Raw genomic sequence first — 24963 nt, 5'->3', positions numbered from 1 at the left:
GACGGAACCTATCAGTTTTGTGTATCTAAATTACATATGAAAATAATCCACCAGAGGTAGATTAAGTTAATTTTTTCAAATAGTATTTTCTGACAGATAAAGGAAGTAATCAAGGAGATTCTTAGGACTGGTGCTGATAGGCAGAGTCGAACTGCCGACCTCACCCTTACCAAGGGTGCGCTCTACCAACTGAGCTATATCAGCAACACAAGAACTGGAGCGGGCAGCGGGAATCGAACCCGCATCATCAGCTTGGAAGGCTGAGGTAATAGCCATTATACGATGCCCGCATAAAAATCTGTTCTTAAACTACCTCTAACCGTCAAGAATAAAGTGGTGGAGGGAGCTGGATTCGAACCAGCGAAGGCTGAGCCGTCAGATTTACAGTCTGATCCCTTTGGCCGCTCGGGAACCCCTCCACGATAATTCTCTACTAATTCACTTCCGGTAAAAGGAAAGTGGTGCCGACTAACCGAGTCGAACGGTTGACCTACTGATTACAAGTCAGTTGCTCTACCAGCTGAGCTAAGTCGGCACTGCTTTAGTACGGGGCGAGATATTAGAGTAAGGTTTATTGGGATGCAACTATAAAATTAAAAAAAGTGTAAATTTTTAGTTTAAATGCTCAATATTCACGCGAAAACACGTTTTTTGAACTTTTTTATGTTGTTTTGTTTAGCTGATGCCAGTAATTTAATCCTTTCATTACGAGTAATGAATCAAAAATACTTCCTGCAAATTGCTGTTGTAAAAGTAAGCCATAGCCACCAGCAAAAATTATTTGTACTTTTTGCCCTGTTTTTTTATTCCGTTAAGTGCAACTTAGCTTGCTCAATTGCTCCAATGGTTGCGACTAAAGCACCGTTTTTTAAACCATTAGGCGTATTTTTACCCAGTTCATTGGTGAATGGAGTTTTACCGTCATCAAAAACACGTTGAGTATTTTGTGTAAGTGATGAGGTCATTAAATCAAGCCCGGGTAAAATCCAGCCTCCTAAATGTAACCCTTCACTATTGAGCACATCAATTGTTGTCGCAGTACCCGCGTCAACAACAATGCATGCTGTGTTTGGATATAACGTAAATCCAGCAATAAGCGCAAGCCACCGGTCTATGCCTAAGTTAGCTACATGCTCGTAAGCGCATACAAGATTTCCAAGCGTTTTGGTTACCTTGGCTTCAAAACAAATAATATTATTGCTAGCCGCTTGCGCGAGAATATCGTTTAGTAAATCACTGCGCCCTACACATGCATAAATCACTTCGGTTATTTGTAACCAAGGCAGGTTATTTATATCTGCCGGTTGTGCTTGCTCGTTATGCCACAACACAGCTTTTAATGATGTATTTCCTACATCGATCAATAATCTCATAATTGCGCCTTTCTAAGGGAAACTTCCCCACCGTAATAACTTTTTACTTCCCCGTCTTGGCGAATTCGTATTCCACCTTGTGGGTCAATTCCTTCACATATTCCACGCCAGCTTCTGTGCCCTGTGTTTAGTTCAACATATTCACCAGCAAACGCATTGAGCGAATTCCATTGCTCATACATTCCTTGCAAGCCCGTTTGACGATACTGCGACAAACGCTGCTCTAAATAATAAGTAAGTGATGCCACCAGTGAATTTTTATCAAGTTGTTGAGTATGTTGACTTAGGTCGGTCCATGCTTGATCTATATTTTTACTAAAACTTTCTGGCATTTGTAAATTAATACCGATACCAATCACTAACTGACAAGGTCCTTGCGGTTGTCCATCTAATTCAACCAATACACCTGCAAGTTTTTGCTTATTTATATAAATATCGTTAGGCCACTTAAGTTCTACGTCAACTTGGTATAACGCTTTAATAGCATCATAAACAGCAAGACCTACTGCAATTGATACGCCCATTGCAGCTTGTAAGCCGTCATCTAAACGCCAAAAGTAACTGTAATACAAATTAGCGCCGAATGGGGATTGCCAAACACGGCCGCGTCGGCCGCGTCCTGCTTGCTGCATTTCAGCAACAATAACAGTGCCAGACTCAAGCGTTGTTTTGGCCTGTATACGGCGCATAAGCTCGCTGTTAGTCGAATCAATAATAGGGTGTACTTCTACATCGGCAGTATTTGCACCTAGCGCTTTGTAGTGCTGATCAATTTGCGTTTTATTTAAAAGGCCCACCTGACTATTCAAACAATAGCCTTTACCAGTCACTTTAAAAATATCCAAGCCCATTTCTTGTAACGTTTTAATATGTTTACTTACTGCAGCTCGGCTAATGCCAAGCTGTTCACCCAGCGCTTGGCCAGATACAAAAACACCTTGCTTTAAAGCATTTAAAATAGCGAGTTTGTTTCCATCAGGTGCTTTCATTACTTAGGCTCCGCGTTAATATGGCATTCGCTGCGTGCATCCATTAAACGTACTTCGTGCTCTAACATAATGTTGTAACGCGTATAAACCACTTGCTGAATGTGTTTAATTATTTTTATTAGGTCGCTGCCTTCACTATTTCCGTGATTAACAAGTACTAGTGCTTGTTGTTGATGCACTTCAATACCTGCCTCGCGGTGCCCTTTTAAACCACTTTGATCGATTAGCCAACCTGCCGCGACCTTGTGATGACTTTGCCCATATTCGTAATGAGGTAAATCAGCAAATTGCTTTAATAGCTCAGCTAACTGCTGGTTGGTTATTATAGGGTTTTTAAAAAAGCTACCCGCATTGGCAAGTGTATATGGGTTAGGTAATTTGCTATTGCGAGTTTGTATTACTTGATCGAACACAGCCTGCGGCGTAACAACCTTAAGTTGCTGCAAAGGGCCATAACTCAATACTGGTTGCCATTTTTTTGGGAGCGCTAAATGTACCTGCGTGATCACCGCTTTATTTTTAAGGGCATGTTTAAATATTGAGTCTCTGTAAGCAAATTCACATTGTTCGTTATTTAATAAATGCATAGTGTTAGTGGTTATATCAAAGTACTCTACCAACTCAACAAATTTAGCTATTTCAACGCCATAAGCACCAATATTTTGTACCGGCGATGCGCCAACGGTGCCCGGTATAAGTGCTAGATTTTCAAGCCCGGGTATATTTTTCTCTAATAAATAGCTAACTAGTTGATGCCAGTTTTCGCCTGCGGCAATACTTATTAGTGTGTCGCTCTCACGATCGGTAATTTTAATTCCTTTTAAGGCTATCTTTATAACCGTACCCATGTAGTCATTTAAAAATACGGTATTACTGCCCTCGCCTAGCAAACAAAACGGCGCGCTAAAACTTTGCGTTTTAAGTTGTTCAAGCTGAGTAATTTCAACAAAATTTTGGCATTGGCTGTTTAATGCGAATGTATGTAAGGAGTGTAATGAATGCGCCACAAAGCTCTCTAAAAATACCGGTAACTAATCGCAATAGTTTACCTCATCGTCGCAAATGTGGCACTAGATTGTAAAAATCACTCAACCCGCCGTGTCAATCGTGATATAAAACCTGCACTTTTTATTTGTGTTCAGAGTAATGATGAAAATTAAACCTCTTTTTTTAAGCCTCGCTATGGCGGGTATGTGTTCGCAAGCAATGGCTAATGCGATTGACCAAAACTCGTATGCTAACCTTGATGATGTTGTTACTACTCACTTAAACCTTGATTTAGATGTCGACTTTGCCGACAAGCAGTTAGAAGGTTTTGTAGAGCATACTCTTCAGTGGAACAACAGCAAAAGTAGAACTCTCGTACTTGATACCCGCGACTTAGACATTGATAAAGTAATGTACAAAGATCAAAGCGGTAACTGGAAAAAAGCGACTTTTGATTTAGCTAAGCGAGATGACGTTAAAGGCTCAAAGCTTACTATTGTGTTTAAAAACCAAGCTGAAGTAGTTCGTATTTACTACAACAGTCGCCCAGAAGCTTCAGGCCTGCAATGGTTAACACCAGAGCAAACGGCAAGTAAAACGTATCCATTTATGTACAGCCAATCGCAAGCAATTCATGCCCGTAGTTGGATCCCAGTGCAAGATACACCCGCAATGCGTGTAACTTACTCTGCACGAATTCATACACCAAAAGATATACGTGCTGTAATGAGTGCCGATAACAAAGATGCGCTTTATAAAGATGGCGACTACATTTTTGATATGCCACAAGCAATTTCACCTTACCTAATTGCTATTGGCGCAGGTAACTTAGAATTTAAAGCCATGTCGCGCCAAACAGGTATTTTTGCTGAGCCGACAATTTTAGATGCCTCAGTTGCTGAATTTGACGACACCCAAGCCATGATTGATAAAACAAACGCGATGTATGGCGAATATGCATGGGGTCGCTACGACTTATTAATGCTACCGCCAAGTTTTCCGTTTGGTGGCATGGAAAACCCACGCTTATCATTTATTACTCCAACTGTTGTTGCAGGCGATAAAAGCTTAGTTAACCTTATTGCTCACGAGCTAGCTCATTCTTGGTCAGGTAACTTAGTAACTAACGCAACGTGGGAAGATTTATGGTTAAACGAAGGTTTTACCTCGTACGTTGAAAACCGCATTATGGAAGAAGTATTTGGCCGTGACCGTGCAGTTATGGAACAAGCACTTGATTCAGCGTCTTTACGCGCACAACTTAAAACAATTGATGCACCAGATACCCGCCTTAATTTAAAACTTAACGGCCGCGACCCAGACGATGCATTCAGTTCAGTGCCTTACACTAAAGGTCAATTATTTTTAATTTACCTAGAAAACAAATATGGTCGCGATAAGTTTGACCCGTTTGTAAAAGCGTACTTTAAAGAGTTTTCGTTTAAATCACTTACTACCGCGCAATTTGTTACTTACTTAAAAGCTAACTTAATTGAAAAATACCCAGGCGTTGTAAGCATGGATAAAGTAAACGAATGGATTTTTGAACCAGGTTTGCCTAGTGATGCGCCAAACCCTACTTCTGATGCGTTTGATAAGGTAGATACTGCAACAGCAGCATGGCTAAAAGGCGACACAACTGCAGCTCAACTGCCAACAGCTGATTGGTCTGTGCATGAGTGGCTACACTTTTTAAATAACTTACCACGCGATTTAAGCATAGAGAAAATGAGCGAGCTTGATAGTGAATTTAACCTAACGCAATCAACTAATGCTGAACGTGCATTTGCTTGGTTTATGCTAGCAGTAGGAAATGGTTATCAACCAATTTACCCTGCACTTAATAAGCACTTATCAGGTATTGGCCGTCGTAAGTTAATTGTGCCGTTATATAAATCACTTATCACTAACGGTAAAAAAGACTGGGCACAAAGCGTGTACTTAAAAGCACGTCCTGGGTATCACCCTCTTGCACAAGGTACTATTGACGCATTATTTGAATAAATAGCGTTAACTAGAAACTAAAAAGGGCCAAATTTGGCCCTTTTTAGTTTCTGTTATTTTGTCACTTTTTCTAAAAAAGCTTTACGCTCTACAGTTGTGGCTTGTTGCCACCAAAAATCAAGCATATTCGCTGCGCTTGGCATCCCCTGACTATTAACAGGCCCTAGTGGCTTATTTGATTTTTGAGAAACAACAGCCGAACTTACCATTGGTTTCATCGGCTTTACTTTTTCCATTTGATTATTGGAAATAACAGTTAAGGGTTCAGGCAATGAACTGCCTTTGGCTTGTAAACTCACTTCTGGTACTTCTGCAAATAGTTTCGCCGACACGGCGTTATCTGCCCGATTAAACACCAAAGTGTAATTTTTCCCAGCTTCAACGGTAACATCTACCCAAAACGGTTCTGACTCAATCACTTCATGATCGTCAAAGCCTTGTTCATATAAGTCGGTATATTTTAATTTTAGCTGATAAGTACCCGGCGCAAGCTCTAAATCATCAACCCGACTAAATAAAGAGCTTTCTATAACACGCTCTCCCACTTGTAATGGCACAAACTCTTCAGGGAAGTGAATATTTTCTGCCATACTCGATACACTAAATAACAGCACTGCCGCACTGCCCATTAATACTGATTTACGCATATTTACTCCTTTAGTTATTTTCAGTTTGACACTGCTATGAAATTTTGTCATTAGTGAGCCTAAATTTCATAATATTTAATTAGGGACATACCATGAGTCAAAATACAATTTTTACAAAAATAATTAATCGTGAAATTCCAGCAGACATTATTTATGAAGATGATGATACCCTTGCATTTAAAGATATAAATCCTCAAGCCCCATTCCATGTATTGATTATCCCAAAAAAAGCAATTGCCACTATCAATGATATAAATGATGAAAATTCATACTTAATTGGCAATTTATATACCGTAGCAGCAAAGTTAGCTAAACAACATAATTTTGCAGACAACGGCTATCGAGTAGTAATGAACTGTAACGAGCATGGTGGGCAAACTGTATACCATATACACTTACATATGCTTGCAGGGAAAGAGATGGGCTGGCCTCCGTATCAAGATGTTAAAAAGAGTTTTATTTAAATAATGACTTTTATTGTACTCTTTTAATATACGTTAAGTGCTAAATGTTAATATTTCTCACGTTTAACAAACGAAAAACAATTACTTATTTGCAACATTTTATGTTTAAATAATCGTAAAATCGTACTTGTTTTCAAGTAAAATAGCGACTTTCTAATACAAAAGGTGTGGAAGTCGTGATAAACTTAATCAGTCAGCTTTATAAAAGAGTATAAAAATATGAGCAGTTCTGCCTTTTTGTTATTAGATCAAGAGCCAATTAATACTATTGGCATTAACGTTTTAGAACCTTTGTTAAAAACGCAAGGCCTTGACGTAACCACAGGTACAAACATTTTAGATATACCTGAAGGGACTCGATTACTGTTTATTGAAACATCAAGTAAAGATGCATGGGGAAAGCTAAAAGAACAATTAGTAAACCTACGCGTTAAATGCGATATCATATTATTTAACCTAGACGAAAATCCAGAACTAGCTAACCGTGCATTATTAAGCGGTATTCGTGGTGTGTTTTATACGACTGATAACGCCGATGTATTAATGAAAGGTATTCGTTTATTAATGGAAGATCAGCTTTGGTATCGCCGTGACATAATGTGTAACGCATTAAACCGTATGCTGCAGTTTAATAAAGATGCACTTCATAAGCTAACTGAAGGTGATATAGAACCAGTTAAATTAACTAAACGAGAAAAAGCAATTATCTCGTTAATGAGTAATGGTTCTAAAAATAAAGAAATTGCTGAAGAATTAAGTATTAGTCCGCACACTGTAAAAACTCATCTATACAGTGCATTTAGAAAAACTAAATGTCGTAATCGCATTGAGCTATTGTCTTGGGCGCAGCAAAATATACCAGACGAAATTCGTTAAATACGCATTTCGTTTAAATATAAAAACAGACACTTAGGTGTCTGTTTTTATATTTACTACCCACTTGTTAAAACATCACTTGGCTGGAAACTAAATGCTCGACTCTTTCACTCTTTACTTTGCCAGCATAGCCATAGTGGTTGTAATGACCTTGCTTAATTTTTTAACATGGCGAACAAACAAGCAAACTCCGGGTACGCTGCTTTATATTTTTTACCCTATTTTATTACTGGGTTCTGTTATTGGTTTTACCCTTGTTGGTAATACACATAATTTAGTTATTATTAGCATTGCCAGTAGCATGATGTTTGCAGCTTCAATTGTGCATTGCCTATCACTCAGCCAATTTTTAAATTATCACGGTATTGGCTTCAAATTAATCTGCTCATTTACTGCTTTTAGCGCTGTAATGCTCGGTTATTACACCTTTTATGATCCCTCTTTACACGAACGAGTTATTGCATCTGATATACAACATATAGCTGAAGCTATATTTTTATTATTTATATTTATCAAACATGCCCGTGCGCCCTATCCTAATGGCAGTATTGTATACATTATTATATTGACTCTCGTTGCTTTTAGTTTTATTGGCCGCTCGTTATTTATGAACGATATTGAACAAAGTAATCTATTAATTAATGGCTGGTTTAGCTCACTATTATTTTTAAATGGCGTCATTGCACCCATGTTCTATGCTGCAGGCATGGCCTTATTGTGTAATGAACGCAGAGAGCAGCATCTCAATAAACTAGCCGATAAAGCGCAAAAAGACTTAGAAATACGCGGACTATTTCTCTCAACTATTAGCCACGAAATACGCACCCCACTGAATGGCATTTTAGGCAGCGCTCAGCTTGTCATGAACCAAACAAGTGATACTCGTAATAAAGCTTATTGCGAGGCAATTATAAACTCCGCCGAATCACTCAATTTACTCGTAGATAAAGTACTTGATTACGCAAGCCTAGATCAAAGTGATGAAGCACTTTATGAAGAAGATATAGAATTTAAAACATGGCTCAATAATTTATGTCTATTACTGAGCCCACTTGCCGAGCAAAAACATCTTAAATTTGAGCTTGTGTGCAATATTCCAGAGCAAGCTTGTTATTACTGCGACCAACAAAAACTTAGGCAAATTATTATTAACTTAGTGGGTAATGCCATTAAATTTACCGACCACGGTGTTGTGAAAATTCAAGTTGATTTAATTTTAGAGAAACAACTTGAACACACCATAAAAATAAGTGTGAAGGACTCTGGCCCAGGCATAGAAAACGACGAGATAGCTTACTTAACAGAACCTTATGTACAAAGTAGCGCAGGTAAAGAAAAAGGTGGAACCGGCCTAGGTTTAGCCATTACCAGCCGTTTGCTTGAAAAGCTTAGTAGCCGACTCGAAATTGCAAGCCAACTCGGTACAGGCAGTGTATTTAGCTTTATCGTTACTTTTACTTTGGGCGAACTAAGTTTAGTAGAGCAGCGACACCAGACTAAAGATTACCTAACAGGCCTTGATGTATTATTGGTTGAAGATTTAGATTTGAACCAAAAAATTGCTATCGAATTTATGGCCGACGATGAGCACAAAATTAAGCTCGCAAAAGATGGGAAAAGCGCTATTGAGCTTATGCAAAAACATCACTTTGATGTAGTGTTACTTGATATGAACTTACCTGACTTAACAGGCCAAGAAGTACTTAAACGCCTAAAGCACATAGATCATAAGAATCAACGAACTCCTGTGCTCGCTTTTACTGCAAGCCTTAGCCCCGACGAAGTAAAAGAATATTTAGAATTAGGAATAAAAGATATTGTTGGCAAGCCTATTAAACACCAAAAGCTTCGCCAAGCACTTAGCGACTCTCAATCAAATCAAACGGCTAATATTACTGTAGAACTTATTGACACTTTGTACGACGAAACCGCAGCAGAGACACTAACCACTTCGTTTAGTGAAGATGAAGTATCGTCTATTTATAACGAATTTGTACTTTCAGCACGAAATAAACTCATTCGTTGCCAAGAGCTTACTACTCAGCATCCAGAGCAATGTATTAAGCTTTTACATCGCCAGGCAAGCACAGCCTTACAGTTAGGTTTTAATCGTTATGGTATAGCGCTAAAAAAAATAGAGCGCCGCTTACTCGATAAAAAACCACACAACAACATGCTTGATGAAGCGTTAGATCTGTGGCAACAAAGCTTAGAGCAATATTTAAAGTTTGTGCGCGGGCAGTTAGAGTGAAATTAAAAAAGCGTTAAGGTTTTTTAAATTTCACTTTAAGTTAATCAAATCTTGCTACCTCTTCAAAGTTAAGACCTGTGAAACCATGTGCTTGCAAGGCACAAAAGAGGTTTAAAGAAACATCTTTATCATTTTTACGAGAATCAAAAATATATGTACCTTCAAATCGATCTTCTGGCATTTTAAATATACAGCTATGCTTAGGTAATTTTTCTTTTTTGAATATCGCTTTTTGTAATCCAATATTTAAGCTTGGCAGCATAAAAGTACTCATTTCAACATCTAAGATGCCCTCTATTTTTCGAGTGACATTATAAAAGTACCAGTTGTCATCACCTACATAGAAAGGCAATAACTCTCCCGAATCTTCAAAAATCTCCGCCAATTCATTTGCTACATGATCCCTTATAGCAAGACCCTGTAAATTTATTGCTGCCATATCACCTATAGGAGTCTTTTTTTCTTGATTATAATGCGCACTAAAATTTATTAATGTCGACTCTTTTGATGAACCATCAGGCTTCCATAGGTCAGGTTCACATAAAGCTTCGCTATCAGGAAATATGACTCTGTAATGATTAACATCCGGCGTTATTTTATAAATTACTTTACTCATTAGTACCCATAAACTCCATTCTGTAACGATATAGCGATTGCTTGTAATATCGCGGCACACTCGCTACGTGTATTTGCTAACGATAGTTGATTAGTAATATTTAGGTAATATAACTCTGTATGAATTTTTGCATGATTAGAAGCTTCAGGCATAGCAGGGTGTGGAACGTAATTTTCATTCTTAGGTAAAAAAACACCATTACTTGGATCATCTATTCGGATTTTAAATTTTGCAAGTATCTTTCTGGCAGCCCGAGCCAATTCATGAGTTCCAGAGACAATAGCATGGGTGGCCGTATTAGGTGGTTTTTTCCCAGCTCCTGTTGCAGACATATATCGTGTCATTCGCTGCGGCCGATGTTTTTCTACTAAAAGAGCCTCAGCCGTTGTATTGTTTGCCATTTCTGCATAACGTGAATATGCTAACAAACCAAATTTAACACTTCTAGTCGCTATTTTATTATAAAGACGCGCAGCATGTTGAGCAACCTCAGCTTCAGTAAGCCTACGTTCGGTCTCTTTTAAAGTTTTATCTAACTCATTTGAAATAAGATTTTCAGAATCTCTGAAACTTATAAATCACACCTGATTCACGAATACTATCACGTAACCCTTTCAGGAGTTCAGCAGGCTCGATCTGAATAGCTGTCGGCAAAGGTTTATCCATATAATTATTCATTAAACGTCCCTATAATTAAAACTACCGGCATAGTATTTCAAATTAATTTTTATTTCAATCAGTAGCTTTGTTACTCTAAATATGACTACATCATTAAGCAACCACTGTATTTAAATGCCTATCTTCCATATTTATCATCAAATCGCTCTATATCGCTTTCATTAAGTACAGCACCGGTTTGCACTTCAATGACTATTAACGGCTCTTTTTGATTATTAGCCAAGCTATGAATTTTTTTGCGGCGATATAACACGATTGAACTTGCATTAGCGTATGCGCTTGCTCATTAATACATACATCTACAATACCCGAAACCCAATGTTCAGGGCGATGCTGATGGCGCTGCGTCGAAAGCTTAGCACCACTGTTAACAGTAATTTTCTTAACTTTAAAGCCAGTGCCTTTAACCAAAGTACGGTAATTTCCCCATGGGCAAAAAACCACTTGATGATGGTTAAGTTTATCGGTCTGTGTTGTAGCAATTTGCCTAAGTAACAAAGGCAGAGAATCTAGCTAATTTTGGCTTGCAATTAACGTGGCATCATGGGTATGAATAATCGCTAAGTCACTTACTCCAAGCGTGGCAATAGTGTGTTCAGCCTCGTTAATAACTAAGTTATTAGTACTTTTTTTAGCCACATAATTAGCATTTAAACTATTACCGTTTTCATCTTTTTTTGTAAGTGCATCAAGGGATGAAAAACTACCTACATCACTCCATTTTAAATCAACAGACATAACAACTACGTTATTACTGCGCTCTAAAATGGTGTAATCAATTGAATCGCTTGGGCAGTGTTCAAGCGCACTGCTGCTTGGGCGGGTAAACCCTAAATCTTTAGTAAATAGTGCTACAGCGACACTCATTGCTATTTTTGGCGCAAACCGTTCCAGCAATAGCCGCGCCTTGTTTTATATAGCCATAGCCATAGCCATAGCCAGTATATGCCTCTATAGGCGTAAGAGAAAACGTCACTAACTTACCTTGCTCGGCAAGATTTACAGCTCCAGGGAGCTTAGTCGTTGATATATCAAGTTTTTTAATACATAGTGGGCGGCTAATGCGATGGCTGGAGCGGTATTTTTACCTTTGGGTTCGAGTAATAATGCAGTAGGAATTGAGCTTTCAGCCTGCTCGGCGGCAATAAATCGGTGCTGCTCATTACACACTAAAATAGCATTATCAAACAACTCATTAGAAACACGCGCCAATGTACTTTGCAGCAATGACGTGTTTTCATTTAGTAGTGGTAAAAATTGTTTAGGCATTGCTTGGCGAGAAAGCGGCCACAAGCGAGAGCCTATGCCACCAGCTAAAATTACAGGAGTGATTAAAGTGTTCATGATGTATATTAGCCGCCAACAAAAATATCAGCGACTATTTTAACACTTTATTGGCTCTGCGCTAAATTAACGTGTCTATATTAATGTAAAAGGGTCTGCATCTAAATAGGCAGGAAACGCTGCTTTAAACTCATCCAGTGGTGCTTTTTCAAGTGTTATAGTAACTAGTTGCTCGGTGTCATCTTGCGCTTTAGTTAATGCATCGCCTTTAAAGTCGTATACTGCAGTACCGCCATTGTGCGCCACGCCATTACCGTCGTCACCCACTCGATTAACGCCTACTACGTAACACAGGTTTTCCATTGCGCGCGCCATAAGTAACGTATCCCAAATATGGCGGCGCACAGCTGGCCAATTTGCTACGTTTATCATTACATCGTAGTCGTTATTATTACGTTGAAATACCGGAAAGCGCAGGTCGTAACATACTTGCGGTAATAGTTTAAAACCGTTGATTTCAAAAACTTTACGCACTTGCCCTGCTACAACGTAATCGCCCTCGCTGCCTAAGCGAAATAAATGGCGTTTATCGTAATAACTCACCTCACCATCGGGTTTTACCCAATAAAACCGATTCGCTTTTTTATCGCCTTGTGCAACAAGTACCGAACCTGCAATAACCGCACTATGTTTATGAGCCTGCGCCTTTAACCACGTCAGTACTTTACCGTTTTCAGGCTCTGCACAATCTAAATTGATAGCAAAGCCAGTCGAGAATGTTTCGGGCAGTAAAATAAGATCGGGCTGATGCGTAATTGCTTCAAGCTGTTTATTAAACATGGCTAAATTAGCATCTTTATCAAGCCAATAAAGCGAGCTTTGCAATGCTGTAATGGTTAAAGTTGACATAATATTTGCGCAGCCTCTATGAGAGTGTTGTCGTTTTTAGCAAAGCATAAACGAATTACTTTGTCGGTTGGTGGATTTTGATAAAAAACACTTAACGGAATAGCCGCAACACCTGCTTGCTCAACTAACCAATGGCAAAATTCAACATCGTTTAAATCCGATACATCACTGTAATCTAATAATAAAAAGTAAGTGCCTTGGCTAGGTAAAATTTTAAAACGACTATTACTTAAATGGCTCGCTAATAAGTCGCGTTTTTGCTGATAAAACCCGCTTAGCTCATCTATATGCTCACCTTGCTGCTCGAGCATATCGGCAAGCGCATGCTGTGCGGGGGTAAAACTTGAAAACGTAACGTACTGATGAATTTTTCTAAATTCGACAGCTAAATCTGCAGGTGCAATACAGTAACCCATTTTCCAGCCCGTGCTGTGAAACGTTTTACCAAAACTCGATACAACAAAGCTTTTGGTAAATAATTCATCATCGCGTAATACACTTAAATGCGGTTGTTCATCAAACGTAATGTGCTCATATACCTCATCGCTTATTACATATAAACGGTGAGTACTAACTAACTCTTTAAGCTCTTTTATATCTTGTGGCTGTAATATTTTACCGCTTGGGTTATGAGGCGTATTTATAATAATTACACGGGTATTTTTAGTAATTGCTTGGCTTACTACTTGCCAATCAATGGTGTAATTTGGCGCACTTAAGGCAATGTGTACCGACTTTCCACCAGCGAGTTTAATTGCCGGTTGGTAAGAGTCATATGCAGGGTCAAATACAATCACTTCATCACTGGGGCGCACAATTGTTTGAATAGCCACAAACAATGCCTCTGTTGCACCCGAAGTAACAGTCACTTGATCAGCTGCGTTTATATCAGCTGTATATTTGCGCTTTGCTAAATCAGCAATTTGTTGCTGTAATCTTGGTACACCACTTGAAGGTGAATATTGATTAACGCCCTGCTGCACATAATAATTTAACTGCGTTTTTAAAAGATCAGGAGCATCAAACTCAGGAAAGCCTTGAGAGAGATTAATTGCCGAAAACTCATTAGCCAATCCGCTCATTTGGCTAAATATACTAACGCCTAAATTTGGTAATTTACTTTCAAACACGAGATGCCCTTAATGATGGTTTTGCGCTTAAAGCGATGCTATCATTGCTTAAAACAGAAGTATAGCCGTCTAAAAACAATTAACTTTACGCTCATTAGTGAGGAATGTATGCAAAACAATACCGCTATTTCACAACTTATTGAAGCCGGAAAATGGGTTAGCCAAAAAGGCTGGGTACCCGCAACAGGCGGAAACTTTTCAGCTCGTACTAGCACTGGCTTTGTTGTTACAGCAAGTGGGCACGATAAAGGCTCACTGACGCAAGCGCATTTTTTGCAATTAGATCACCAAGGCGAGCGCCTAGCAGGAGCTGTAAAACCATCGGCAGAAACACAATTACACCTAAGTTTGTATCAGCTTATACCTGATGCACAGTGTGTTTTACATACTCACTCTGTAGCCGCTACCGTACTGTCGCAAATTACCCAAGAGCATCAGCTTGATTTAACAGGCTATGAAATGCAAAAAGCACTGAGCGGCTTTACTTCGCACTTAGAAACGCTGAGCATTCCTATTTTCGATAACGATCAAGATATTGACCGATTAAGCCTGCTGGTCAGTGACCATCATTTACATACGCCTATAGAGCACGGCGTACTGATACGTGGTCATGGTTTATATGCAGTAGGACGTAATATTGATGAAGTTCGTCGCCACTTAGAAGCCTTAGAGTTTTTATTTAGCTGCGAACTAGAGCGCCTAAAAATAATAGGCATTCAAGCGGGAGTAACTAAATGATTAAAGCCATTTTAACCGATATCGAAGGTACAATAACCCGTATCTCGTTTGTTAAAGAGGTGTTGTTTCCTTACGCAGCAAAACAGTTACCTACCTTTGTACGTGCCAATGCTAATAAGCCCGATGTAGCTGAGCAAATTAGTGCCGTAAAAGCCCTTATCGAAAAGCCAAACGCCGATATAGAAGAAGTCATTAGCGCCTTACTTATCTGGATTGATGAAGATAAAAAAATCACTCCACTTAAGCAGTTACAAGGCTTAATTTGGCAAACAGGGTATGAACACGGCGATTTTAAGGGTCATTTATACCCAGATGCATTTGATTTTTTACAAGCTCAACACAACAACGATATTACTTTGTATGTGTACTCATCTGGTTCGGTAAAAGCGCAGCTGTTGCTTTTTAAATACAGTGATTATGGCGACATTCGCAGCTTTTTTTCTGACTTTTTTGACACCAAAGTTGGCGCAAAGCAAGAACGAACTGCCTATAACACCATTGTTGAACTGTTACCGTTTCAGGCAGAAGAAATACTCTTTTTAAGTGATGTAACCGGTGAGCTTGACGCCGCGCAGGCTGTGGGTTTAAAAACACTACATTTAATTCGTGATGGGCAAGCAAGCACTAAAGCACACCCTTATATTAATGACTTTAGTCAATTTAAATTGGAGCAATTAGTATGAGCCAATTAACGGTGTATGCCGACAACAATGCAAACAAGGCACTTGTGAGCACATCAAATGCTGATGATATTACAAAGCAGCTAGCTAAAGTAAACGTACGTTTTGAACAGTGGCAAGCAAATGCAGATATTAATCAGCACACCACCCATGAGCAAATTATTAGTGCGTACAAAAGCGATATAGATCGGTTAAAAACTGAAAATGGCTATCAAACAGTAGATGTTATATCTCTAGCTAAAGGTAACCCTGGCGCATCAGAGCTGCGCAAAAAATTTTTATTTGAACATACTCATAGTGAAGACGAAGTACGTTTTTTTGTAAAAGGCCAAGGGCTATTTTGCCTGCATTTAGGCAATAAGGTTTATCAGGTACTTTGCCAACAAGGCGATTTAATTTCAGTGCCTGAACTTACCCCGCATTGGTTTGATATGGGAAGCGATCCTGAGTTTACTGCCATTCGCTTATTTAACAATACAGAGGGCTGGGTAGCAAAAAGCACTGACTCGTCTATTGCAGAGCAATTTCCACTATTATCGTAAGTTGGTCATTCAAAACCTTGGTCCACACTAATAAACATAGCGTGGACCAAAAATACCGCGAAGTTACTTAAGCTTTATGAGACCGCCATTTTCTACCTGACTTTGGTTATAAACCCCCGTGTCTAACACCCACCCTGTAACCAGTTTTGCCGGTGTTATATCAAATGCAGGGTTATATACATTGGCATTAGTGGGTGCCCACAAAGCCTCACCAAAGCTACCGCTAACTCCGCGCACTTCTTGAGGATTACGTTGCTCTATTTCTATATCATCACCACACGCGGTGTTGGTATCAAGCGTAGTAATAGGCGCAACTACATAAAATGGAATGTTATGAAAATACGCAAGTACGGCTAAATTATAGGTACCCACTTTATTAGCAAAATCACCATTGGCAGCAATACGATCAGCTCCTACTACTATTTTATCCACCTTACCTGCAGCCATTAAACTTGCCGCCATATTATCGCAAATTAATGTGTACGGTATTTCCCAGCGCTCAAGCTCAAAGGCCGTTAAGCGGCCGCCTTGTAATAATGGTCGTGTTTCATCAACCCACACATGTACGTTGCCATGTTTTTGCTGCGCTTTGTAAATAACACCTAGTGCAGTACCAATACCAGCGGTTGCAAGAGCCCCTGTATTACAATGAGTTAATATGTTGTCGCCACTACTTATAAGCTCGGCACCACGATTTGCCATTCGTTCACACAGCTCAATATCTTCAATAAACAACCGCTCAGCAGTACTAACAATACCGGCAACATAATCGCTTTGCGTTAAAGCTTTTCGCAATGCCGCCATACAATGCATTAAATTAACCGCCGTTGGACGAGTGGCTTCTAGTTCATTGATTGCTTTTTCAAGCTCACTTTTCACGACCCCTTGCTCAGCTAAATACGCCACTAACAAGCTCGCGCTTAAACCAATAAGTGGAGCTCCACGTACTTTTAAATTAATGATCAGCTCTTTCATGGTTTCTACATCATGGCATTGATGCCATACCTGCTGGTGAGGTAGTAAATATTGGTCGAGCACACTAAGCGACCCGTTTTCATATTTTAAACTGCTTGCGATTAAATTTTGCATAATGCTTAAGGTATTAAAAATGCGTAACGTTATTTTACACCACTTTGAATAACTCTCAAGTTAGACTTGTAGACATCTAAACATTTAAAGGTATAGAATGCTTAAAAGCTGATTTTTGAGATTTAAACCATGACTAACTATGTTGCTTTTAATGCACAGCGCGCTATCGATTACGTATCCACATTAATTGAATCTAAACAATGTAATTTTTTTGATTCCGGACAAACCTTATCTGCGTATGAGTTTGGTGATGGCAATCTTAATTTAGTGTTTAGAATTACTGATGAGCAAAACAATAGTGTTATTTTAAAGCAAGCTCTGCCTTACGCGCGTTGCGTGGGTGAGTCGTGGCCATTAACACTTGATAGAGCCCGTATAGAAGCACAAGTTTTACTTAACCATGGTGCTATTTGCCCTACTTATACTGCTAATGTTTTACATTATAGTGAAATACAAGCCCTTACTATTTTAGAAGATTTAGGTAATTTACAAATACTGCGAACTGCACAAAATAATGCTGAGCAATTTCCTAAATTAGCGCAGCACGTAGCTACCTACTTAAGCCATACTGGTTTTTATAATTCAGATTTTTACTTAACCGCGCAAACTAAAAAAGCGCTCGTTAGCCAATTTACTAACCCTGAGCTTTGCCAAATCACTGAAGACTTATTTTTTAGCGATCCGTACATTGGGCACGAACGCAATAACTACCCAGAGCAACTACAAAGCGAAGTTGATGCAATACAAAAAAACAGCGCATTAAAGTTAGAAATAGCAAAATTAAAAGCTAATTTTTTATCTAACCCGCAAACATTACTCCATGGTGATATGCATAGCGGCAGTATTTTTGTTGATTGTAATAATACAAAGATGATCGATCCTGAGTTTGGTTTTTTTGGTCCTGCTGGGTTCGATATTGGCTCTTTTATTGGTAATTTACTTTTAAATTACTGCGCACAAGCAGGTCATATTGAAGATTTTTTGGCTCGTCGCAATTACCAAACACATTTACTTAGCTGTATCGTAGACACCTATAGTTTATTTGAGCAGCAATGGCTTGAATTAATACGCACTAAAACAACGGATGAATCACTAGTGCCAGTAGGCTATGCGCAATACTTTATGAAAAACGTATTGCAAGATGCTGTTGGTTACTGTGGTGCTGAGTTAATTAGGCGTACTATTGGGCTTGCGCACGTAAGCGATATAGATAGTATTAGTGATGACAATGCGCGCCTTACAGTGCAAAAACAAACATTAGCACTAGGCGAGCAACTTATTTTAAATGCAAAAGCATGCAACAACAAAGAAGCATTCTTTAGTTTATTAATAAGCCAATTAAACTAACAAGCATTAAAAAAGGCGCTATTAGCGCCTTCTAGTTAGTTAAAACTTACTTGTAGTTTTCGTAAATTTTATCAAGCGGTTCCGAAAGCCCACTTTCTTGCACTATACGTACATGCTCACGTTTTAATTCGCGTGCACTAGTCACACCACAAGAGTGAGCTATTAGCCCAGCTCCATAATGAATGTATTTATTATAGTTAGCTACTCGCTGCGCTTTATCAGCTACATTTAAGCCGCGTTGCAAACGCTCGTTATGCGTAGTGATCCCGGTTGGACAAGTATCTTTATTACATTGCATTGCTTGAATACAGCCCAGTGCAAACATATGACCACGAGCCGATACAACAAAATCAGCACCGAGCGCCAATGCCCAAGCAACCTTTGAAGGAACAATTAATTTACCAGAAGCGATTATTTTAATACGATCTCGAAGCCCATGTTTTTCAAGCATATTAACTACAAGCGGTAAACTTTCGCGCAGTGGTAAACCCACCGAATCCATAAGCGGTTGCGGTGCTGCGCCCGTACCACCATCAGCACTATCTATGGTAATAAAGTCAGGTGCAGACTCGATACCGCGGTGATTTATTTCAGCGAACAACGTTTCTAACCATCCGTACGCACCAATAACAGCTTTAAACCCTGTAGGCTTACCTGTCGCGTTACGTACTGTGGCAATCATATCAAGAATATCGGCTGGATTTTTAATTTCAGGGTGACCATTGGGGCTAATCGAATCTTGCCCTTCTGGTATCCCCCTAATTTTAGCTATTTCGGCATTAACTTTGCGCCCTGGAAGCATTCCACCCTTGCCAGGCTTAGCGCCTTGGCTCATTTTTAGTTCGAACATTTTAACCTGTTCGTGAGCCGCTATTTCTTTAAGTTTTTCAGTACTTAAATTACCATGCTCGTCTCGTGCACCATATTTAGCGGTACCAATTTGAAAAACAATATCAGCCCCACCTTCTAAGTGATAAGGGCTTAATCCCCCTTCACCGGTGTTCATCCAACAACCTGCTAACTTAGCTCCTTTTGATAAAGCACGTACAGCGGGTTTTGATAACGCACCAAAGCTCATACCTGATACATTAAATAGCGAGTTGGTGGTGTAAGGTGTTTTACAGTATGGACCCAAAGTAACATTACTCGGGTCGAGCGCTTCTTCATCTAAAGTAGGAAACGCACAGTTCATAAACATAACTGTACCCGTTACTTCTAAGCTTTGCGTAGAGCCAAATGCCGCAGTACGGTCAACATCTTTTGCAGCACGATAAACCCAGCTTCGTTCAGCTCGATTAAATGGCATTTCTTCTCTATCTTGCGCAAAGAAGTACTGCCTGAAAAACTCCCCTTGGCGCTCAAAAAAATACCGAAAACGCCCTATCACGGGGTAATTTCGCCTTATAGCGTGCTTAGTTTGTGTAATATCGCGAAAATAAAAAACAATTACAGTAAGCACAACGCACCCGAGTAAAACTATAAACATACTTGCAAATATATCGATACTAAACATTATAAAATTGCTCATTTATGACCCTTGGTGATTTTTAAAATAAAACCTAATAAGTACTGACCGCTTTAATGAACTAAATGGCTCATCATAATTACTAACCTGCTTACTTAAAATAAATACAACTACTTACCAACAGAGTACTAACTTACATAGCTATAAAAACAACTCAGTACCCATTTTTAAAAATTATACTTATTTACTTTCCAGCTTAACTGATTCATTTTTTATATACATACGTACTTGTGTTTCTAGCACTGATAAAGGTACTGAACCATGGCGTAATATTTGATGATGGAATTCACGAATATCAAAATTTTTCCCAAGCGCTTGCTCTGCCTCAGCGCGTAAACGTTTAATAGTTAACTCACCAATTTTGTATGACAGTGCCTGTGCTGGCCACGATATATAACGATCGGTTTCCGTTTTAACATTATGCAGCGAAAGCGCGGTGTTTTCGCTCATAAAGTTCATAGCCCGATCTCTACTCCAGCCATACATGTGCATTCCCGTATCAACAACTAAACGTGCTGCTCGCCACATTTCATAAGTTAAGCGACCAAAACGGCTATATGGGTCTTGATAAAAGCCAGCTTCTAAGCCCAAGTATTCAGAGTAAAGCCCCCAACCTTCGCCAAATGCCGAAAGGTAAGCATCACGACGGTAGCTCGGTAGATTTTCAAGCTCGGCATTAAGTGATATTTGTAAATGATGTCCTGGTACTGCTTCGTGCAGAGTCAACGCTTCTAAAACATAGAGAGGGCGCTTGTCTAATGCGTAAGTATTCACCCAATAATAACCTGCTTCATCATCTCGATTAGAGCCAGAATAACGGCCTGTTGTGTATTTAGGAGCAATATTGGCTGGTACGGGGGCTACGCCATAAGGTTTACGTGGCAAGGTATGAAATAGCTTAGGCAGCTGTGCATCCATTTTTTTAGCAATATAAGATGCTTCTTTTAAAAGCTGCTCTGGTGTTGTGGCATAAAATTGTGGATCCGTACGTAAAAAGTGAATAAATTCGGCGAATGTGCCTTTAAAACCTACTTCAGCTATTACGTCCTCCATTTCACTGCGAATTCGAGCGACCTCTTTTAATCCAAGTTCATGAATCTCTTTAGGCGTCATGTCGGTAGTAGTGTAATACTTAGCTCTGTTTTTATAAAATGCCTCGCCATTAGGTGTATCTGATATGCCAACGCTTGTGCGTGCACTAGGTCGATACTGCTGCGTAAAAAACACTAAATAATTTTTATAAGACTGTATAACATCTTCTTTTATAATGTTTTTAGCTTTTTGTTGTAGTGCCTTAAATTCACTATCGCTCAAGCCAGCAGTATTAGTTAAAAAAGGTTTATAAAACTCAGATGTAGTTATATCGTCAACAATGTAAGCATTAATTGAATCTTCGTAACCCTCTAGCACAGCTTTAGGTTGAGTAAGGCCCGTTTCTATCCCTTTTTTCATCCAATATATGTTTTGTTCAAAAAATCGTGGAACTTGCGCCAAACGTGCAAGGTATGTATCGAAATCTTGCTGATTTTTATATTGAGAGCTATTGATGATATATGATAATCCAGAGTGAAAACCATACTCTGATGTAAGCGGCATATAATGCGCATTGAATATATACTCATCAACGCTGTTTTGTACTTGTGCTCGAATAATGCTGAAGTTTATTTGATTTTCATCACTTAATTTATCAATGCTGACGGTATCTAAATCGGCAAGTAACTGTGTTTTATTCTTATATTCTTGCGCTAAAAATTCGGGCGATAGATTTGGTAACAAGTAACCTTTAACCCCTTTTGCATTGCTATAAGGATTAATGCTTTGTCTGTAATCAACAATGCTTTTGGCTATCTGCGTAAACTGTTGATCTGCATTTTGCGTTGTTATTTGACATGCACTTAATGAGCATAAAAACATGAAACCAAGTAAAGAATGGCGCATTGGCCGTTGTAAAAAATGATTCATTGCAATTTAACTTGACGATGTAATAGATATCACAAAGCTATCGTAGGCTAAATAAATAGCAAGTAAATGAGACCAATCAACGGTTATAAACCTTACTAAAACTAAGTGTATTTCGAGAGTAAAGTATATCAACAGAAGTAAAAACAGGCTTAATTGATGAGAAAAGCAGCTATTGAGTTGTTAAAACGAAAATTTAAGTTCCGTAACTCTTTTTTTACTTTTAAATAACCGCCATAACGATTACTGTAGTAAAAAATAATAAAAGCTCGGATGCATAACCGCCTCACGGAATGAGATATTTAAATTAACTCTTATGCGTACTCAGTTGGTATTTAAAAATGATGTTCCATGATTCCATGGCAATTGCACAAGAAAAAATGACTAAAGTGTGTGTGTTTTTAGAGCGTTATGCGCTGCCGCCAACCCCGCTTAATTTTCAAGTGATTTATACCTATATTAGCCAAGCCAATATAAACCTTAAAAATGCACTAGAACGTGCGATTGCAACAGAAGAAAATATAGACAGTGTTTTAATTGAACAATTATATTTTCAATTTTTAAATGAAGGGCACACAACTCAAGTCTCGATGATTCAAAATGTTGACGGTATTATCGGGTCACTTTCTCGAAATGCTCAAGCAACAGAAAAACAAATTATCCGCTTTGCTGATCAAGTAAATGAATGTGTGCATACGCTTGATGAAAACAGTATAGAACAAAGCCGTAAAGCCCTTAAAATCCTCAATACACAAACCGTAGAGTTACTAGAGCAGCATAAACAATTTAAGAAAGAACTTAGCAAAGCTAAAAAGTTACACGAAAAAACACAAAAGCAATTAACTCAGCTCCGAAAGCAGCATATAGTAGATAGCCAAACGGGCCTTTATAAACGTCATTATTTAACTCAACAAACCCAAGTTTGGACAAATCAAGAAAAGTCCATTTGTGCCATTGCTGTTCAAATAGATAACCTTGATCACTTTGTTGATAATTATGGTGATATTCTTGGTGAAGTTATTTTGAATAAAGTCGCTAAGCAAGTACAAAAGTATGTATTCCAAAGCGGTTTACCTGGACGGACTGCTAAAGACCAATTTACTATATTACTCGCCGACATTGATCCTGAAACGGCAACTTTAATAGCCGAAAAAGTACGTAACGGGGTAGAAAAGTTGCGATTTGTTAGCTCAAAAAGTGGCACAAAACTACCCGCTATAAACTTATCATTAGGGATTGCACAGCATCAGCAACAAGATGATTTTAATCAACTTGCTAAAAAAGCCTCAAATGCAGCTTTTAAAGCTCGATCTCTTGGGCAAAGTTGTTTTATTGCTGGGCATTAAATCACCTGATAAATCATATTCAAATTGCACCTGCAGTACACAATAAAGTACACTAGTGCTTATTGCCACGATAGAGATTAATCATGAACGAAACACCGCAAAAGACCACGCATTTTGGCTATAAAACGGTAGCTGAAAACGACAAAGCCTCAATGGTTGCAGACGTATTTCACTCAGTTGCAGCAAAATACGATGTAATGAATGATTTAATGTCTTTTGGTGTGCACCGCTTATGGAAACGTCAAACTATTGCCAGTTCTGGTGTTCGCAAAGGCCATCATGTACTTGATTTAGCTGGCGGCACTGGTGATTTAACGGCTAAATTTAGTCAATTAGTCGGTGAAACAGGTCAAGTTGTTTTAGGCGATATTAACTCCTCAATGCTCAAAGTGGGCCGTGAGAAGCTGCATAACTTGGGTCTTGTTGGTAATATTGACTACGTACAAATGAACGCCGAAATGCTGCCATTTCCAGATAATAGCTTTGATGTGATCACTATTGCTTTTGGTTTACGTAATGTAACCGATAAAGACAAAGCACTTCGTTCTATGTACCGTATTTTAAAGCCAGGTGGTCGCTTACTAGTGCTAGAATTTTCCAAGCCTGAGCATGAAGTACTAAGTAAAGCTTACGATTTTTATTCATTTAATTTATTACCAACAATGGGCAAACTAGTTGCTAACGACAGCGAGTCGTACAAATATTTAGCCGAATCGATTCGTATGCATCCAGATCAAGATACCCTTAAAGCAATGATGGATGACGCTGGCTTTGAACAAACAACTTATCAAAACCTAACAGGTGGTATTGTTGCACTTCACCGTGGTTTTAAATACTAAGGCAGAGTGATATGGCGCTTGAACAAGTAACTGAAAAAAATAATGATAGGTCAACTACATCTACTTTTTTCATGTTGCCTAACTTTGTACTTTCGCTTATCGAGCATGTACTTAATCAAGCACTTAAACTCGACCCAAAGCTTTCAAAAAAACTAAATGAAGTTAAAGAGCTGCGTTTAGTTGTTGAAGTAAGAGATTGGCAACAAACAATCCAACTCGTTTTTGCTGATAAAAAACTACATTTATATACCGCACAAAGCAGTGATAACGCTGATTGCATGATAAGCGCCGATATAGATACGCTTATTGCGCTAAAAAATCCAGCGATGCTTACCCAGCTAATACGCCAAGATAAACTCGACCTGCAAGGTGATTTGAATATTGCCCAAACTTACAGTAACGCATTTTCGAGTTTAGATATTGATTGGCCAGAACAACTATCAAAGCATATTGGCGATGGCCCGGCCCAGCAACTTTATTTACACTTAACCTCGCTCAAGCAGCAAAGCAGTAAAGTAAAAAAGCAGTTAGCCACTACACTTACTAGTTTATGTCAGGATGAGCTTGCTATAACTATTCATCCCTTAGAGCTTGAGCAATTCAAACAACAAAACCGAGTAATTAAAAGCCAAGTTGCTGCTATTGAGCAGCGTATAAACGCCTTATTAAACATCGTAACCCGCTAAGGAT

General features: G+C 38.9%; 21 protein-coding genes, 4 tRNA genes and 2 pseudogenes. 11 read left to right on the top strand and 16 right to left on the bottom strand.

Annotated elements, in window-relative coordinates:
* Positions 1-128: 128 nt before the first annotated feature.
* From P20495_RS09145 to murB, 7 genes and pseudogenes are all read right to left on the bottom strand, one after another.
* Positions 129-204: transfer RNA gene (locus tag P20495_RS09145), tRNA-Thr, on the bottom strand.
* 11 nt (positions 205-215) lie between these two features.
* Positions 216-290: transfer RNA gene (locus tag P20495_RS09150), tRNA-Gly, on the bottom strand.
* Between the two features lie 44 nt (positions 291-334).
* Positions 335-419 (bottom strand) — tRNA-Tyr (locus P20495_RS09155).
* 40 nt (positions 420-459) lie between these two features.
* A tRNA-Thr gene (locus P20495_RS09160) sits at positions 460-535 on the bottom strand.
* A 126-nt stretch (positions 536-661) separates the two neighbouring features.
* Positions 662-1373 (bottom strand): annotated as a pseudogene (locus P20495_RS20610) (type III pantothenate kinase).
* The gene (birA, locus tag P20495_RS09165; protein ID WP_008136572.1) at positions 1370-2362 is read right to left on the bottom strand and encodes a bifunctional biotin--[acetyl-CoA-carboxylase] ligase/biotin operon repressor BirA; all 993 of its coding nucleotides are present in this window, start codon (positions 2360-2362) and stop codon (positions 1370-1372) included. Before birA ends, P20495_RS20610 begins: the two are co-directional and overlap by 4 nt.
* Positions 2362-3369 (bottom strand): UDP-N-acetylmuramate dehydrogenase, encoded by a 1008-nt coding sequence (gene murB / locus P20495_RS09170; RefSeq protein WP_008136571.1) that lies wholly within the window; start codon positions 3367-3369, stop codon positions 2362-2364. The genes birA and murB overlap by 1 nt, the downstream gene beginning before the upstream one ends.
* 142 nt (positions 3370-3511) lie before the next feature.
* Between murB and P20495_RS09175 the strand changes: the two genes are divergently transcribed.
* On the top strand, positions 3512-5353 hold the full coding sequence (locus P20495_RS09175) for a M1 family metallopeptidase (RefSeq protein WP_008136567.1): 1842 nt from the start codon (positions 3512-3514) through the stop codon (positions 5351-5353).
* 53 nt (positions 5354-5406) lie between these two features.
* On the opposite strand, the gene P20495_RS09180 is transcribed toward P20495_RS09175, so the two are convergent.
* Positions 5407-6000: a DUF2057 domain-containing protein gene (locus tag P20495_RS09180; protein ID WP_007378046.1), complete on the bottom strand. Its 594-nt coding sequence runs from the start codon at positions 5998-6000 to the stop codon at positions 5407-5409.
* Between the two features lie 92 nt (positions 6001-6092).
* Here P20495_RS09180 and P20495_RS09185 point away from each other — a divergent pair, with 92 nt between their 5' ends.
* The 3 genes from P20495_RS09185 (at position 6093) to P20495_RS09195 (ending at position 9591) form a co-directional block, all read left to right on the top strand.
* Complete coding sequence (locus P20495_RS09185; RefSeq protein WP_007378045.1) at positions 6093-6464, top strand: histidine triad nucleotide-binding protein; 372 nt, start codon at positions 6093-6095, stop codon at positions 6462-6464.
* Between the two features lie 219 nt (positions 6465-6683).
* Positions 6684-7340: a response regulator transcription factor gene (locus tag P20495_RS09190; RefSeq protein WP_007378044.1), complete on the top strand. Its 657-nt coding sequence runs from the start codon at positions 6684-6686 to the stop codon at positions 7338-7340.
* A 94-nt stretch (positions 7341-7434) separates the two neighbouring features.
* Positions 7435-9591, top strand: a complete 2157-nt coding sequence (locus tag P20495_RS09195; RefSeq protein WP_008136564.1) for a response regulator — start codon at positions 7435-7437, stop codon at positions 9589-9591.
* Between the two features lie 40 nt (positions 9592-9631).
* Here P20495_RS09195 and P20495_RS09200 read toward each other — a convergent pair whose 3' ends face one another.
* The 5 genes and pseudogenes from P20495_RS09200 to P20495_RS09225 all read right to left on the bottom strand — a co-directional run bounded on the left by P20495_RS09200 (position 9632) and on the right by P20495_RS09225 (position 14208).
* On the bottom strand, positions 9632-10207 hold the full coding sequence (locus P20495_RS09200) for a hypothetical protein (RefSeq protein WP_007378042.1): 576 nt from the start codon (positions 10205-10207) through the stop codon (positions 9632-9634).
* Positions 10207-10608, bottom strand: a complete 402-nt coding sequence (locus P20495_RS21340; RefSeq protein WP_008136562.1) for an AHH domain-containing protein — start codon at positions 10606-10608, stop codon at positions 10207-10209. Before P20495_RS21340 ends, P20495_RS09200 begins: the two co-directional genes overlap by 1 nt.
* Before the next feature lie 395 nt (positions 10609-11003).
* Positions 11004-12229: pseudogene (locus tag P20495_RS22730) on the bottom strand (sugar phosphate nucleotidyltransferase).
* A gap of 75 nt (positions 12230-12304) precedes the next feature.
* Positions 12305-13078, bottom strand: coding sequence for an amidohydrolase (locus tag P20495_RS09220; protein ID WP_008136556.1), 774 nt, complete (start codon positions 13076-13078; stop codon positions 12305-12307).
* Positions 13066-14208, bottom strand: a complete 1143-nt coding sequence (locus P20495_RS09225; protein ID WP_008136554.1) for a methionine aminotransferase — start codon at positions 14206-14208, stop codon at positions 13066-13068. Before P20495_RS09225 ends, P20495_RS09220 begins: the two co-directional genes overlap by 13 nt.
* A gap of 108 nt (positions 14209-14316) precedes the next feature.
* Between P20495_RS09225 and P20495_RS09230 the strand changes: the two genes are divergently transcribed.
* The 3 genes from P20495_RS09230 to P20495_RS09240 are packed head-to-tail and all read left to right on the top strand — an operon-like array spanning position 14317 to position 16168.
* A complete protein-coding gene (locus tag P20495_RS09230; protein ID WP_008136552.1) occupies positions 14317-14946 on the top strand; it encodes a methylthioribulose 1-phosphate dehydratase in 630 nt (209 codons plus the stop codon).
* A complete protein-coding gene (gene mtnC, locus P20495_RS09235; protein ID WP_008136551.1) occupies positions 14943-15629 on the top strand; it encodes an acireductone synthase in 687 nt (228 codons plus the stop codon). Before P20495_RS09230 ends, mtnC begins: the two co-directional genes overlap by 4 nt.
* A complete protein-coding gene (locus P20495_RS09240) occupies positions 15626-16168 on the top strand; it encodes an acireductone dioxygenase (RefSeq protein WP_008136549.1) in 543 nt (180 codons plus the stop codon). Before mtnC ends, P20495_RS09240 begins: the two co-directional genes overlap by 4 nt.
* A gap of 63 nt (positions 16169-16231) precedes the next feature.
* Here P20495_RS09240 and mtnA read toward each other — a convergent pair whose 3' ends face one another.
* Positions 16232-17257, bottom strand: a complete 1026-nt coding sequence (gene mtnA / locus P20495_RS09245; protein ID WP_008136547.1) for an S-methyl-5-thioribose-1-phosphate isomerase — start codon at positions 17255-17257, stop codon at positions 16232-16234.
* 129 nt (positions 17258-17386) lie between these two features.
* Between mtnA and mtnK the strand changes: the two genes are divergently transcribed.
* Entirely contained in the window at positions 17387-18604 is a 1218-nt protein-coding gene (mtnK, locus tag P20495_RS09250) for an S-methyl-5-thioribose kinase (RefSeq protein ID WP_008136545.1), read from the top strand.
* Positions 18605-18650: 46 nt separating this feature from the next.
* Here the strand turns inward: mtnK and P20495_RS09255 are convergent, their stop codons facing one another.
* Positions 18651-20132, bottom strand: a complete 1482-nt coding sequence (locus P20495_RS09255; RefSeq protein ID WP_033015841.1) for an FMN-binding glutamate synthase family protein — start codon at positions 20130-20132, stop codon at positions 18651-18653.
* A 177-nt stretch (positions 20133-20309) separates the two neighbouring features.
* A complete protein-coding gene (locus P20495_RS09260; protein WP_008136542.1) occupies positions 20310-22091 on the bottom strand; it encodes a DUF885 family protein in 1782 nt (593 codons plus the stop codon).
* Positions 22092-22447: 356 nt separating this feature from the next.
* Here P20495_RS09260 and P20495_RS09265 point away from each other — a divergent pair, with 356 nt between their 5' ends.
* The 3 genes from P20495_RS09265 to P20495_RS09275 all read left to right on the top strand — a co-directional run bounded on the left by P20495_RS09265 (position 22448) and on the right by P20495_RS09275 (position 24959).
* Positions 22448-23434: a GGDEF domain-containing protein gene (locus P20495_RS09265; RefSeq protein ID WP_007378027.1), complete on the top strand. Its 987-nt coding sequence runs from the start codon at positions 22448-22450 to the stop codon at positions 23432-23434.
* An 83-nt stretch (positions 23435-23517) separates the two neighbouring features.
* Positions 23518-24273, top strand: coding sequence for a bifunctional demethylmenaquinone methyltransferase/2-methoxy-6-polyprenyl-1,4-benzoquinol methylase UbiE (ubiE, locus tag P20495_RS09270; protein ID WP_007378026.1), 756 nt, complete (start codon positions 23518-23520; stop codon positions 24271-24273).
* An 11-nt stretch (positions 24274-24284) separates the two neighbouring features.
* A complete protein-coding gene (locus P20495_RS09275; protein WP_007378025.1) occupies positions 24285-24959 on the top strand; it encodes an SCP2 domain-containing protein in 675 nt (224 codons plus the stop codon).
* The last annotated feature ends 4 nt before the right edge of the window (positions 24960-24963 follow it).

Source organism: Pseudoalteromonas sp. BSi20495 (genome assembly GCF_000241185.1).
GTDB lineage: Bacteria > Pseudomonadota > Gammaproteobacteria > Enterobacterales > Alteromonadaceae > Pseudoalteromonas > Pseudoalteromonas fuliginea.
Note: the sequence above shows the minus strand (reverse complement) of the source record. Positions and strands in the feature narration are given on the sequence as shown.